Source organism: Shewanella sp. SP1S1-7 (assembly GCF_031932105.1).
GTDB lineage: Bacteria > Pseudomonadota > Gammaproteobacteria > Enterobacterales > Shewanellaceae > Shewanella > Shewanella baltica.
In genome coordinates this window covers 246,704-260,969 of record NZ_JAUOEU010000004.1, presented here as the reverse complement: position 1 = coordinate 260,969, position 14,266 = coordinate 246,704, and the positions used below count along the sequence as shown (strand labels likewise).

Sequence of the window (14,266 nt, the reverse complement as noted above, 5' to 3'; positions counted from 1 at the left end):
CAGACCTTTTTAATGGGTTAACTTAAGCTAAAGCATAAGCTAACGCCTTAGTTTGAAATGACTTAGCTTGAAATGACTGAGCTTATTGGCCAAAGCCAGTGGCTTTAATATCCACGGTTTGCACTTTGCCATACTTAGCGGCGATAGGTGCAATCTTAGCCGCATTGCCAATCAACACAAATTGTAGATCTTTTTGCGGGAAGTAAGTTTTCACGAGTCTTTGGGTTTCTTCTAAGGTCAAACCGTCCACCTTAGCTTGGAACTCATTGATAAACTTATCATCGAAACCATACAGATACATGCCTGACAACAATCCCGCCAGCTGACCTGAGGTTTCAAACTTAGGTGGGAACTGGCCCTTCACATAGGCTTTAGCCGAATCTAAGGTGGTTTGATCTACGCCTTTCTCCCATAAACGAGCATAGGTTTTCAGTGCGAGATCAATCGCTTCTTGAGTAGTTTCCGTCTTAGTGAAAGTGCTGATAGTAAACACACCCGAGTCGGTATAAGGGCTAAAACCTGAGCGTGCGCCATAGGTTAAGCCCGCGTTTACCCGCAGTTCGTCGTTAAGCCAAGAGGTAAAACGACCACCTAAAATAGTGTTCACTACTGTTAAACCGACATAGTCTGGATTGTCACGACTAATGCCTAAACCGCCGATCACAAAGGTGGTTTCGATTGCATCGGGTTTATCCACCAGCAAAACTTTAGCCGCAGTTAACTGAGGCAAGCCTTGATTTAAGTCAGGCTGCACCAGCTTTTCGCTGCCTTTCCACTGACCAAAGGTTTGTGTCAGCTTGGCCTTCATCGCCGCGACATCAAAGTCACCCACGACGGTAATCGCAGTATTGGCCGGTTGGTAGTAACTCTTATGGAAAGCACGCAGTTGCGACACAGTCACTTGTTCAAGCGAATCGCTGTTACCCGAAGCCGCATTACCATAAGGATGGGCACCAAATACCAGCTTATCGAAGTAACGACCAATCACAGCCCGTGGGCTTTCTTTATCTTGCTGCAAACCTGCAATCGCGCGTTGCTTGAGTTTATCGAACTCGGCGGCGTCAAAGTCCGGCGTTAACATCGCCGCGCTAAATAAGCCCAGCATGACGTCAGTGTCTTTCGCCATAAAATCGGCGCTGAGATAGCTGCCTTCTTTATCCGCTTCCGCGCCTAAACTTGCACCGAGAAAATCCACTTGCTGCTCGATATCCGCCTTAGATTTACCCGCCGCCCCTAACAACAAACCTTCTGCTGTCATTTGCGCCACGCCTGCGATGGTGTCATTGACAGCACCCGCACGTACCACGGCATTTAAGGTGACTAAAGGCACTTCGCGCTGCGGCATTAAATACACAGTTAAGCCGTTATCCAGCACGAACTTGTCGTAACTTGGCATCACAAAGCTGCCAGTATCGACGCGTTTTGGCGCCGATGTCGTAGCACAACCCGCTAAGGCTAAACTTGTGCCTAGGGCTAATGCAGCCATTAACTTAGAAGGTTTCCCGAGTGATGCCATCTTAAGTGATTTCATTGCCATCGATTTCATTGAGAGATCTCCTCGTTTGCCGCCAGCACAGCTACAGTGCGATTCGATTTACGTAAGTAGGTTTGGGCAACACGTTGAATATCCGCTGGCGTCACCTTGTTATAGGCTTCTGGCGCATTAAATAGCTTGTCGTAACTGCCAAAATACATCTCATAGGTGCCTATGGTATTGGCCTTGCCATTAATGGTTTCCATAGAACGATAGAAATCCATCAACTTGATATTTTTAACTTTATCCAGTTCTTGCTGAGTAACACCCGTTGTCGCAATCGCATCGATTTGTTCAATCAGCGCCTGCTCCAGCGTCGAGGCTTTTACCTCAGGCGTGGCAACCCCCATCACATAGAAGAGGTTCGGGTCGACCGACATCGGCATGTAGGTTTGCGCTTCTAAGGCCACTTGTTTATCAACCAGTGATTGATATAAACGCGAGCTATTACCTTGGCTCAAAATCGAGCTTAATAAATCCAGCGCATAAAAATCTGCGTGAGTCGCCGCCGGAATATGGTAAGCCAGCATCACATTCGGCGTACTCACCGATGCCTTTTGCACAAAGGTACGACGCTCGCCCTTTTGCTCAGGTTCTACGGTGCGAATCGCTTTAGGCGGAGTTTGTGCAGGAATAGGCGCAAAATATTTGTCGGCCAAGGCTTTAACTTGGGCAAGCTTTACATCGCCAGCAATCACGACCACGGCATTGTTCGGCGCGTAATAGGTTTTGTGGTACTGCACGAGATCTTCCAGCGTCCAAGCGGCGATATCCGACTCATGGCCGATCACCGACCACGAATAAGGGTGAGCTAAAAATGCCACGCCTTTGATTTCGCCTTCAAGGGCATTCCAGTTAGAGTTTTCTAAGCCAGTGGAGCGCTCCGACTGCACTACGCCACGCTCGCTATCGACCATAGTTTGGTTGATATCTAAGTTTGCGATACGGTCGGCTTCGAGATCGAACATAGTTTCGAGCGCATTGGCGGGGAACCAATCGGTATAAACCGTCATGTCTTCAGTGGTATAAGCATTGTTCGCGCCACCTGCGGCTTCCATAGTGCGGTCGAACATTTTTGGGCCGTACTTTTTTGAACCGTTAAACATCATGTGTTCGAAAAAGTGCGAAATACCGGTAATGCCGGGCACTTCGTTACGAGAACCGACTTTCCAAAACAAATACATGTTGGCATTGGGAATTGAGGCATCTTCTAGCACCATGATTTTCATGCCGTTATCTAGCGTGAAACTCTTAATGTCTTCTGCCGTGGTGGCCTGTGCTTGGCTTAGGGGATTCAAAAGTCCCATGGCCAACACCAGAGCCGATAGCGTGCGCTTCATCTTGTTCGCTCCTTGCTGTAAAAATTCACATATGAGGGCATATTGATTAACAAATCAAGCGCTGGATGCTTATCCCGCGCCGATTTTTTGTAAGCTCAAGTTATACCGAAGAGCTTACGGAATAACGTCTGTCCGACTTATTGCGCATTTAGCGCAGTCAACGCCACTTTAGTCATGGCCTCAACTCCCACTTTTAACGCACTTTCATCTACATAAAAAGCCGGAGAATGATTGCTGGCCGCGGTTTCAGGGGCCGTTCCCTTTGGCGTCACCCCGAGGAAGAAAAACATCCCCGGCGCTTCTAAGGCGTAATAAGAAAAATCTTCGGCACCTGTGATTAACCCAGGTTCAATCAGCATCTTATCGCCCACCACACTGGCAAGCACAGGACGCATGCTAGCGACTAACTCGGGATTGTTCACCACAACAGGATAACCTGGGTGGATCTCTGTGGTCGCACTCGCACCAAGCGTTTTCGCCGATAACTCGGCCATTTCAGCTAAACGCAGTTTGATATCGGCGCGCATGGGCTGGTCGAAGGTGCGAATAGTGCCAATCAGCTCGACTTCATCGGGAATAATGTTAGAGCGAATGCCACCATTAACCGCACCAAAACTCACCACGGCAGGGGCTTTAGTGATATCCACCTGACGGCTGACGATCGTTTGCACGTTAGTGATAATTTGCGCCGCAGCGACAATAGGATCGACCCCATTCCAAGGACGCGAACCGTGGGTTTGGCGGCCTTTCACTTTGATCGTAAAGGAATCTTCACTCGCCATCGCCGGACCACTGCGCACACCAATCATGCCACTCGGCATGCTGGAGGTAACATGCATACCAAACACTTGGTCAGGTTTACGCTTAGCAAACAGCCCTTCTTTAAGCATCAACTCCGCACCGCCTTCTTCCCCGTCTGGCGCGCCTTCTTCGGCAGGTTGGAAGATAAACATCACATCACCCGCGAGGCTATCTTTCACTTTCACGAGGTTTTCAGCCACGCCCATCAACATGGCCACATGGGTATCGTGCCCACAGGCATGCATCACCCCTACCTTTTGATCTCGATAGGTATCGGTCGCTTTAGAGGCAAAGGGTACATCAACCACCTCAGTCACAGGTAAAGCATCCATATCCGCCCGAATTGCAATCAACGGGCCAGACTTGCCACCTTTCAGCTTTCCGCCTTTCAAAATGGCCACCACGCCCGTATGCGCCACACCCGTTTGTACTTCCAATCCTAATGATTTCAGATGCTTTTCAATAATCTTGCTGGTGCGAAACTCACGATTTGACAACTCAGGGTGTTGATGTAAATCGCGGCGCCAGTCGATCACCTTTTGCTCTACACCCGCCGTCAACTTAGCCGCATCCGGCATAGCACCGGTCGCCGCTTGCGCCGAACTCAAACCCGCGCCCATAAAGCTCAAGGCTAAAGCCGAAGCGAGTAAGGTCTTGGAAAAAATGGCTTTGTTTGCAGAAAAGTTAAACCCAAATGATCTTGGGATCGATGATGTTGAGATAGCAGATGGTGATACAGAGGGTAAAGTCATAGCGATAACCTATTGTTGTTTTTATAAGCTACCTAAACTACACGGACACTGAGGAATTGTTAATAGATTTAATGATGAAGGAAAAGAGACTGCGCTTTATTGGAGACCGTCTCTAGTCGTCATTCCCGCAATACTTCTGAGCTGGAATCCAATTTAAACCATCATTCCCGCAATACTTGTGGGCGGGAATCCAACGTTGAGTAGAGCCAGCCCAAGGAAAAAGGTAAAACAGATTAGCTACTTGTCGCTCAACAGACTCAGCATTTATCTATACTTTCACCATCAACCCAGCTTTGAATGAGTTTAGTGGTATCAGACCAACTGTCTGACATACCATAAGCTTCGACAAAGGATGGACAAGTACTGAGTGCGCTGATATCAACACGCATTTGATAGAAGCGATTCCAGTTGGCATGTACTACCGAGGCTAGTGTGACTGTATTCTTTCCAGTATCTAGTTTCTCAATAAATGTATTACTTGTTCCACCAACAATTTCTTGTACTCCATGAGCAAAACAGCGATTCAATTGTTGTTCTATAATTGCAACGGTTTCTTGATGGCTTTTGCCAGAACAAAACGAATGCTTAGCCTTTCCAGCCGCTTTAATTTCATCAACAGACTTAGGGACTGATACACATCCCGCTAAGGTCATGACCAAACATATAGTCAAACACTTTCCCATGATATCTCCGTAACGTATTAATTTTTTTATTGTAAAATGTATTCTCAAAGACAAGTTAAGCAACGTAACATTAACAATTTACATTGCCTACAAAAATCAATGTGATCTCAACAACTAGAAAAATAAATCAGGGCATGCATTAAAATACCCATCCCATACCTGTTCATCAAGAATAGGGCTGATAGCTCTATGCTGAAGAAGAACATGCGATATTACTTCTTTATAATCTCAGCGATTAAGCACTGCCATTACAATGACACGCAGCCAGTCCATCAATGGATAAATGACTATAACTTTAGGCGCAAATTTGCATGACCATAGGCTGATATGCATTCTCTATGTCTCGCATTGAATCAGTTCTCTAGAGATTTGATTCATCTTAAGGGAAAAAACCGCCCCAGAATAGCCGCAAACTGGGCAATAGGACGGGGTTTAGCGGCTGACGTGAATCAGTCTGGTGTAGAGTGATTCACGGGCGAGTTTTTGACGCTCAAAGCAGCTGGGCGGTACGCGTAGGCAGCCTTTGCTTATTAAATGCTGGACGCTACTGAGGAATTTTAATATTAGCCAGCTCCATTTGCTCTTTCGGGTTCCAGTTTGGCGGAATCAACTTTTTATTGCCCCACCATTTACAGTTATCTTGTTTAACCCACTTGCGACGGATCTTAGCAAGATGCTCGGGTGTAGAGTGCAGATCAAATTCTACACCTGACTCAGAGCCACAACACGCGCAGATTTCAAATGTGGTGCAGCTGAAATCATCTAGAACCGTTATATCTGCATAACCGCAGATTGGACACCCTTGCTTGTTCATACTCATGGCATTTAACGCCCTGTTAAGGGGGGGTAATGCATGGCTATAATCGTAAGGAACGAACGTCAGCCATGCGTTAGATGTCCATGCCTTAAACAGCTTGTATGGTTTTAGTAACTTACAGCCCAGATAAATATAGCTATTTGACAACAACTTACAGTGAATATTACTTTACCGACTTTTGAATAAGTTACAATCAATTGCTTACCTAAATAGGCACCCAATATAGAAAAAGGTAAAGCATAAAATGAAAAGTAAGCCACTAAAATCAACGCTTCATGCCTAAGGGAGTGTTCGGGATTTACATAAAAGCTATATACCCAAAAACCTTGAAGGGATAATACTGTGATTAAACCAAGCGCGATTATAAGTGCAATTATTAAAGAGTAATTCCGCATTCGTCCTTCTTAGTATTTATGCGCTGCGCGTTTATTACATTAGACCTATTAAAACGCGCAAGCTAATCAGTTTAAAAACACTCAAAAGCATCTACATTTAAATACGACTCTATATCCATGCATTGTAAGTCACTTTACGATAGAGCCAAACATTAGGCACATAGATGAGATTTTGTCGGGCAACTCGTTCGTCAGTTTTCGATTCACTCAACAAGTGCTAGCAAAAAATTGGTTATCCCGCAACTGCGAAAAATGATCGTGTGCAGGGCGTGAATCAGACTAGGTAAGTTTGATTCACGGATTTTAACGACCATGTATTTAAACCTCGTCCTAAAGACATTTAATAAAACCTTCAGGTCATACATTTTCATTGATAAATGCCTTGAAAACATCGGACTGGCCACCCTCTGCTAAACAAGGCCAAGTCGCTATGCATCATTGGTAAGATAGACCAATTTAGATTGTCTATTTTGTCGCGATGCCATAGTCAGCACGAAAGGATTTTAACCCTCGGCTTGAAAATTGTAGGGCACGGGTGTCGAGGGCTTTCTCTGCCCAGCCTTTTGCCAAAATATCCTTAAGAATCCATTGACCTAGAACACCTGCAAGATGACTGCGGCGTTCGCTCCAATCGAGGCATGACTTACACAAAGGGCGGCGAGATTGACGACTTTTCGGCACATCGAATACATCATCTGGTGTACCCAGCAACGAGTGTTCTACGCCACGTTTGGCAAAAAAGGTCATCCCTGCCGCGGTGATTTTTGTTTCGCCCTCTTCATGGGCGATCAAATTCTGCCGACTTAAGCTGTCGTAAAGTGCAACACCCAATTCACCCGCGAGATGGTCATAACAAACACGAGCCAGTCTCAATCTAGGGTCCGCGGGCCCATGGATTACCTTAGGGCTCGCAATGGCCACGCTCATGTTGAGCAGACTTTCCAACAGTTCGGCCACTTGGCGGCTCTGCAGCTGAAAATACTTATGCCTTCCCTGCTTACGCACGAGCAATAGTTCACCTTCAACCAACTTAGTTAAATGGCTGCTGGCAGTCTGCGGTGTGATATCAGCCTCAAGAGCCAGTTCTGTCGCAGTCAATGCCTCTCCGCCCATTAAAGCTATCAACATACGTGAGCGGGCGGCGTCACCAATCAAGTTGGCAATAAAAGCGATGTTAGGTTCCATGCTTGTAATCTCATTCGGGGACAGTTCGATAACCATCGAAGCATTAAGTTTTCAGGTAATTACAATGCAACTAAAACCTTTAGCACACAAGTCAATGGCGCCAAGCACTATGAAAATTACCTGTTTTATCGAATACAAAATAGACCCGTTCAAATTGGAACAATTTGCCCAATATGCTGAAAACTGGGGCGATATTATTCCAGCCTACGGCGGCGAACTCCTTGGCTACTTTCTGCCACACGAAGGCACCAATGACACTGCATATGGTCTCATTAGCTTCGATAGTCTGGCCCACTATGAACGCTATAGAGACAAACTGAAGACAGAAGCCGCAGGCAAGGCAAATTTTCAGTTGGCAAAGCAAGGAGAATTCATTTTGAGTGAAAAACGCAGTTTCCTAAAGCCGATAGCAAAGACCTATCAAAGAGCTGCGGAGACAAAACTATGATGGTAGTTATTTTTGAAGTCGTGCCGAATCCCGACTGCCAAAAAAGGTATTTAGAGATAGCCGCCGACCTGAAATCAAGCCTGAGTGAAATTGCAGGATTTATTTCAATCGAACGGTTTCAGAGCATGGTCAATCCCGAACGCTTATTATCGCTGTCATTCTGGGAGAATGAGGCTGCGGTACAGGCTTGGCGACGACAGATATATCACCGCGAGGCACAAACTCAAGGACGCGAACAATTATTCGCCGACTATCGCCTGCGGGTTGCCGAAGTTGTTCGTGATTACGGCATGTTCGACCGCGCTCAAGCACCTAAGGGCAACTGATATGCTGCGACTCGGGTAGCGTGCTTTGCAGGCACTCAGTCCTAGCAACAAAGAGTGTATTCGCCAGCGAAATTTGCCCCACAATACTAAACGCTAGGCGCCACTCTAAAAGGTTTTTTTATGTAAATACTGGGGTTGTATCTTGGCTTATATAGCCCCACACCCGAAAACAAGAGCCTTCAATCGAGTATTTAATGCCGTGTCTATTTAGAATGGTAAGAATTTCACAGCTCCTATCGGTCTCCTGAGGTGCAACTAAACGACCACGATACTCGGAAACTATTGGATTAAAGTCTAGCCACTCGATACCGGAGCTTTCTTCATAGATCTCGTTCCACCAAACGGCACTAAATCCTAAAACATCATCTGATGAAATCAGTTTGTACCTTACGCTAATAGATAGAAAATGAAGCGCTTCAAAATCATTACAAAGCTCGCGCCACTTAGTTTTATTCATCACTGAGACTAACTGGCGGTCATTAATTATTTTTCGATATCTCTCGTGCATAATTGCAAGTCCAACTCATTTTTAGGGCGTGTGTATCCAGACATGAGCAAGAACAATCCTCTTTAAATAGAAACTAAATCACAACCTCATTTTAACAGGTTAATTTTGTTTGGGTTATTCGTGATCACCTCTGTGAGAATGTGCTGTTAATGAATGGATTAGCGCCAGCGTATTTGAATCAATTGGCAGATCATTTAACTCTCGCTCAGCTAAAGGATCGAAAGATATCCCAATGGACTCGTGACCTGTGGTAAAAAATCCGTGTAATTCATGCTGCCATGGTAAGGGAAAATCAAGTGGGGGTAGTGGCGCATTGGCCGTATGGAACCGCCACAGATTGACTAAACCATGGGCGTTAACGCAGTAACATTTTTCCAGTGACGAGAACTCCTGCTGCAGGCGATTAGACTTGACCATAATGGCGATATTGTCGATAAACGAGGTCATATCCTGATTGATTATGGCGGCTAGGCTGCGCAGCATCGCCATGCTGTATTTCGAGTCTTTTAGGTTTGTAAGTTGATGGCGTAACTTATCTGTCACGGCTGTGGTACCTAAAATGGCATATACGGTATTGCAGGCCAAGAGTGTCACCTTATGCCCCGTTAAAAAAGGCGGCACAAATCGCTGTTTATAGGCTGTAATAGCGGGTAAATCATGTATGGCTAGCGCCGCCAATAAGGGCCAAATATGTAGGCTATCCGTCCCCGAATAATCCCCACCCCGCACTAATCGCGTTAAACAACCAAAGCGCCCCGCTAATGTCAGGCAGTTTATAAACTCATCGAAGTGATTAAAGGCCACCCGTTGGATTATGGCTAATTGGGTTAAATCATTTTCTATGTAGCTGATGCGATTAATCCATTCGTTAGCGGCGAGATGACGACTCTCTTTTACACCCTGCTGTAGGATAGCGAGTTTGGCGACTTGAGGCTCAGTTAACTGCCCATCATTTTCTGCCAATCTCTGCAATGCGTTTAGTGCTTGGTCTCTGTCTTTTTTAGGGTAGCTCTTCACATCATACCTCACTTCATGTTGCCCTGAAGTTCAAAATGTAATCATAGGTTTACTAGGCTTATCGAGTAGTGGACGTTCATTTTCGTTATCCTTAGTCCTCAATTAATTCATCTGGATATAAACTGATTTGCGCTAAGGATTGTTCAAAAAATTGGCTTAGGTTTGGACAAATAAAGTCCATCATATCGGGGTCATGGGTGTATGCGATCACTTGCCCCATTTGGCCTAGTGCTGAGGGTGAATGATCCGCAATCAAGAGTAATGTGCCGCCCCCAAATTGAGCGAAGGGCAACCAACCTTCTTGATACCATCCGGATTGGATTTTAGGATCCCGAACTTCTGGCTCGTGGTAACCCACATAGTGCTGAGCCTGTTTTTGCATTCGGTCACGATATTTAAGTGACGAGGCTAATGACAAAAAATCATATCGGCAAAAGTAATCTTTTCGGGCAAATACCGTGCTCCACTCGTTGCCACCATTGGCATATCCCCAAAGCTCCCTGAGCGGGGGAGCAAGTGTAAAACCTAATTGTTTTTCAGCTTCATCTAAGGCTGAGTTGGATAAACCATGATTCAATGCGAATGTTTGATTCACATTGGCGTAGAGCGCGTTCAATGCCTGTAGATAGGTCTTAACGTCCATTGTATTTACCCCTTCATCCTGACACTTAGCAGCAGTGTTAATCCTTTTGGTTTATACCGCTCGCATATGCACTTATGGGAACTTATTTAATCGAATTAGACATATAAATTAGGGTGTTGCATTACTTTTCTCAACTTTATGCCTCTCTTTATGCAAGAACACTACGTCCTTATCGATGATTTCTAATCGCCAGCCATAGTGCTGGGCGAGCCACTCAAAGGTCGCTTCGGCGTAAAAATTGATATGGGTAGGGTCATTTTTATAGTGCCAGGTGGCAAAGGCGGTTTGATTTTGTACGCGCTTGGTCATCACAGCCAAAATTCCGTTGGGTTTTAATAGGCTATCGAGTTGGGCAAGCAAACCTGCGGCATCGCTCACATGCTCTATGACTTCAGTTAAGGTAATAAAATCGTATTGGCGAGCCAAGGCTTCAGGATTGTTAGCGTAATAAAGATCGTAATTATCGATTTGATAACCCCGCGCCTTTGCCATCAAACTCAGCGCTTTGCCTTCGCCGCAGCCAAAATCGAGCCCTTGGGCCGAAGTGCTAACACGGCTAAGTAGTGGCTCAAGTGTGCGATTTAAAAAGGTTTGATAACCCAGATCATCGGCATGGTTCTCGTGCTTATCATACTCGGCTTTTTCGGCCTCGGCCGAGAGATAAAACTCAGGAGGCACGCTCACCAGTTGGCAGGTTTGGCATTGATGGTAGTCGCGCTTTTTATCCTGATGATAAGCGAGTAATTCTGTGCCGTGGCATAAGGGGCAGATATTCAACAACAATTCCTAGGGATAGTAAGGTGCAATTAATGAGAGTAGTCGCAATGCCAACAAATAAGGCTAGCACTGCCTAGCTGAAATCGACTGTGTCGATGGCCTGCTTAAGGCTTTGGGATTTTACGCTCTTTTGCTGCGGCTTCTTTTGCTTCCCGTAAATATTTTTGCTCGCGACTTTCCCTCTCGTCGAACTGTTTCTGTGCCTTGAGTTTTTGCTGAGCCTCCCAATCATGGGTTTGGGACTGCTGTTTGATTTTATCTTCTCGCTCTGCTGTCTCCTTGGCGGCTTGGCGCGCCTTCTCTAATTGGGCCAGCTCTAATCGCTGGGAGTCTATACGGGCCTTATCAGCTCTTTGCTCTAGGGTTAATTTTGGCTTTGGCGCATCGGCGGCATTAGCCACGGCAAGATGAATGCTGGAAATCAGTATGAACGACATCAACATTTTAGAGATGAGCACCTTAGATAAATGTGCCATTTCCTGCCTCCTTTATTTGGTCATCGGATGGATGAACGATAACAGCCAACTCAAACACGATGCGAAAAACATAGCATAAAATCTGTCAAAGTTTGAAATATGCAGCAGGTGTTCTTAAAAAATATGCTTAAATACAAGTCTTAAACTACACTTTTTGAGTTTCTATTTGAGTGAAACAACAATTAGGTTTATTTTTAACCCCATTGGAATGATGTACTATTGGGCAACTTCGTATCAACGAAGACCTAAAAAATAGGATGTGACCTTATATGTGTCACAAGGGAGTATCCTAAATGATCAGATGGCAACACTTACTTAAGAAACTCAGTACGGATGATCCAGTACTGCAAGAAAAGCTGTCGCTCTGGCAAGCACATCCCCACAAAACTCCCCTAGCCTTAATTCAAGGCTTCAGCTTTATTAGCGCCAACCAAGCGACACTCGGTTATTTTGAGACTGAGTATGATGCGTTTGTGAATGCGACGCCCTATGACTTTTCTCCGAGAATTCAATCATCCGGCCGCAACAGTGTTGAATATGCGAGGGAAATGATCCTCGAAGCCATTGCAGGAAATAATGTTGAATTCAACTGGCTACACTTGAGTCAACTCGGCAATGAACTGCCAACTCGAGTAAACCTTTATCGCTGCTATCTGCAGCAACAGCCCGTTGTGCTCGTGGAATTTCAAGCGCTCAATCGCCGTAATCAAATGCGCGAAATTATTACCGATGGCTTTGCCCATATTCCTAAAGAGATTTTGTCGACGACGCTCGAGGAAAGTGCCGAAGCTGTGTATATCACAGACTCAGATGATCAGATTTTGGCCGTTAATAAAGCTATGTGCCGTATTTGCGGTTATAGCGCCGAGCAGCTTATCAGTAAAACCCCTGAATTTTTAGAGTTGAAAAGCCATCATTTAGGGGCAGAAACCGAATGCCAAACTGCACTGAAGCAAAGGGGCTTTTGGCAGGGTGAAACCTGGAAGAAACGTTCAGATGGTAGCAATTTCCCTGCTTGGCAGAGTAGCCGTAAAATCATTACCGAAGATGGCGCTCACTATAATGTGAATATTTTCAGTGATATTAGCACGAAAAAGCTGCTCGAAACTCAACTGACGACCCGTGCTATGTACGATACCTTGACTGGATTGCCTAACCGATTCCACCTTAAGCAGATCCTCAATACTGCCCTCGAAAAACTTAAAACCGATCCCCTCGCCCTCGGTGCGCTAATGTTTTTAGATCTCAATGGGTTTAAAAATATCAATGACAGCTTCGGCCACTCCATGGGCGATAGAGTATTACAACTCGTCGCAGCCAGACTCGAAGCCGGTTGCATCGAAAAAGCCGACATAGCCCGTATGGGTGGAGATGAGTTTACCTTAGTGCTGCAAGACTGCAGCTGCAAAGATGAAATCCAACTGTTTGCAGAGCAGATACTTAGTCTATTTGAGAGCCCCTTTGAAATTGAAGGGCAAAAGTTTTTCCTAGGCACGAGTATCGGCATTGCGCTATTTCCGACCCACAGTGATAAAGCGGGACAACTGATTAGCCTTGCAGATACAGCCATGTATTGTGCTAAAAAGAGCTTACCGCACCTCGTGTTTTACGATAAGGCTATGAGCCAAGCAGCAGAATTAAAGCTGCAGTTAATCAATAGCCTAAGACATGCGCACAGCTTAAAACAATTCACTCTCGCCTATCAGGCCATTGTGGATTTACACACAAATCAAACGATAGCTGCTGAAGCCCTACTGCGCTGGCAAAAATCACCTACCGAGTATTATGACGCCGCCGATTTTGTGCCATTGCTGGAAGAGACAGGGTTAATTGTCAGTATTGGTCAATGGGTATTGGAACAGGCTTGCGTGCAAGCGGCACAATGGCGGGCACATAATCAGGCAGACTTTAGAATTTCAGTCAATGTGTCGCCACTGCAATTGGAACACTTAGATTTTATCGACCAAGTGATTAATGCTCTGGACATGGCTAATTTACCTGCTGAGGCACTGATTTTAGAAATCACCGAATCGGCACTGCTACGCCAACCTGAGCAAGCACGACTCACACTCAATCGCATCAAAGCTTTAGGTGTCAGCATTGCTATTGATGATTTTGGGACTGGGTTATCTTCACTCAGTCGCTTAGGCACTTTGCCCATAGACAGTGTAAAAATTGATGCCGAGTTTGCCTTGCGTTTAAACGAAGTGTCAGGACAAAAGCTCTGCAATGCCATAGTGCAGCTCGCACAGGCACTGGATATTCACTTCGTCGCCGAAGGCATAGAGACTCAACAACAAAGAGACATAATGACAGACATGGGCCAAGGTTTTGCCCAAGGATTTCTTTTTGGTTATCCGAGTTCAGTCGATAACTTCACCCAAACCTTTCTTGCGGAAAAACATATAGCTTAAAGCTCGATAGCCCTGCCAGCACGCCATCAACTAATTGTGATTAACAATGGAATCACTCCCCTGCAAAGCAATTGGCTGGCAAAGCTATCTCATCATTTGCAGCGCAAATGAACCCTTGTTATTAAACCGTATTTCACACTAAGTTAGCGT

14 protein-coding genes are annotated in these 14,266 nt (G+C 45.5%); 3 read left to right on the top strand and 11 right to left on the bottom strand.

Annotated elements, in window-relative coordinates:
• Window positions 1-82: 82 nt before the first annotated feature.
• From Q4Q49_RS05655 to Q4Q49_RS05630, 6 genes are all read right to left on the bottom strand, one after another.
• On the bottom strand, window positions 83-1,546 hold the full coding sequence (locus Q4Q49_RS05655; RefSeq protein ID WP_311998842.1) for a pitrilysin family protein: 1,464 nt from the start codon (window positions 1,544-1,546) through the stop codon (window positions 83-85).
• Window positions 1,543-2,874, bottom strand: a complete 1,332-nt coding sequence (locus Q4Q49_RS05650; protein WP_107402894.1) for a pitrilysin family protein — start codon at window positions 2,872-2,874, stop codon at window positions 1,543-1,545. Before Q4Q49_RS05650 ends, Q4Q49_RS05655 begins: the two co-directional genes overlap by 4 nt.
• A 137-nt stretch (window positions 2,875-3,011) precedes the next feature.
• Entirely contained in the window at window positions 3,012-4,427 is a 1,416-nt protein-coding gene (locus Q4Q49_RS05645; protein ID WP_311998841.1) for an amidohydrolase, read from the bottom strand.
• Between the two features lie 257 nt (window positions 4,428-4,684).
• A complete protein-coding gene (locus Q4Q49_RS05640) occupies window positions 4,685-5,110 on the bottom strand; it encodes a hypothetical protein (protein ID WP_311898455.1) in 426 nt (141 codons plus the stop codon).
• 544 nt (window positions 5,111-5,654) lie between these two features.
• On the bottom strand, window positions 5,655-5,930 hold the full coding sequence (locus Q4Q49_RS05635; protein ID WP_220591404.1) for a hypothetical protein: 276 nt from the start codon (window positions 5,928-5,930) through the stop codon (window positions 5,655-5,657).
• A gap of 857 nt (window positions 5,931-6,787) precedes the next feature.
• On the bottom strand, window positions 6,788-7,507 hold the full coding sequence (locus Q4Q49_RS05630) for a winged helix-turn-helix domain-containing protein (protein ID WP_311998840.1): 720 nt from the start codon (window positions 7,505-7,507) through the stop codon (window positions 6,788-6,790).
• Window positions 7,508-7,571: 64 nt separating this feature from the next.
• Between Q4Q49_RS05630 and Q4Q49_RS05625 the strand changes: the two genes are divergently transcribed.
• A complete protein-coding gene (locus tag Q4Q49_RS05625) occupies window positions 7,572-7,955 on the top strand; it encodes an NIPSNAP family protein (protein WP_259527591.1) in 384 nt (127 codons plus the stop codon).
• Window positions 7,952-8,281 carry an antibiotic biosynthesis monooxygenase gene (locus Q4Q49_RS05620; protein WP_311998839.1) on the top strand — a complete coding sequence of 110 codons (330 nt, stop codon included), beginning with the start codon at window positions 7,952-7,954 and terminating at the stop codon, window positions 8,279-8,281. Before Q4Q49_RS05625 ends, Q4Q49_RS05620 begins: the two co-directional genes overlap by 4 nt.
• Window positions 8,282-8,399: 118 nt before the next feature.
• Here the strand turns inward: Q4Q49_RS05620 and Q4Q49_RS05615 are convergent, their stop codons facing one another.
• The 5 genes from Q4Q49_RS05615 to Q4Q49_RS05595 form a co-directional block, all read right to left on the bottom strand.
• The gene (locus Q4Q49_RS05615) at window positions 8,400-8,789 is read right to left on the bottom strand and encodes a DUF6678 family protein (RefSeq protein ID WP_006084571.1); all 390 of its coding nucleotides are present in this window, start codon (window positions 8,787-8,789) and stop codon (window positions 8,400-8,402) included.
• Between the two features lie 114 nt (window positions 8,790-8,903).
• Window positions 8,904-9,806: a hypothetical protein gene (locus tag Q4Q49_RS05610; RefSeq protein ID WP_311998838.1), complete on the bottom strand. Its 903-nt coding sequence runs from the start codon at window positions 9,804-9,806 to the stop codon at window positions 8,904-8,906.
• Window positions 9,807-9,897: 91 nt separating this feature from the next.
• On the bottom strand, window positions 9,898-10,449 hold the full coding sequence (locus Q4Q49_RS05605; RefSeq protein ID WP_012197771.1) for an SMI1/KNR4 family protein: 552 nt from the start codon (window positions 10,447-10,449) through the stop codon (window positions 9,898-9,900).
• 108 nt (window positions 10,450-10,557) lie between these two features.
• The gene (locus Q4Q49_RS05600) at window positions 10,558-11,226 is read right to left on the bottom strand and encodes a methyltransferase domain-containing protein (RefSeq protein WP_311998837.1); all 669 of its coding nucleotides are present in this window, start codon (window positions 11,224-11,226) and stop codon (window positions 10,558-10,560) included.
• A 104-nt stretch (window positions 11,227-11,330) separates the two neighbouring features.
• Entirely contained in the window at window positions 11,331-11,702 is a 372-nt protein-coding gene (locus tag Q4Q49_RS05595; protein ID WP_006084576.1) for a hypothetical protein, read from the bottom strand.
• 293 nt (window positions 11,703-11,995) lie between these two features.
• Between Q4Q49_RS05595 and Q4Q49_RS05590 the strand changes: the two genes are divergently transcribed.
• Entirely contained in the window at window positions 11,996-14,116 is a 2,121-nt protein-coding gene (locus Q4Q49_RS05590) for an EAL domain-containing protein (RefSeq protein WP_311998836.1), read from the top strand.
• Window positions 14,117-14,266: the final 150 nt, after the last annotated feature.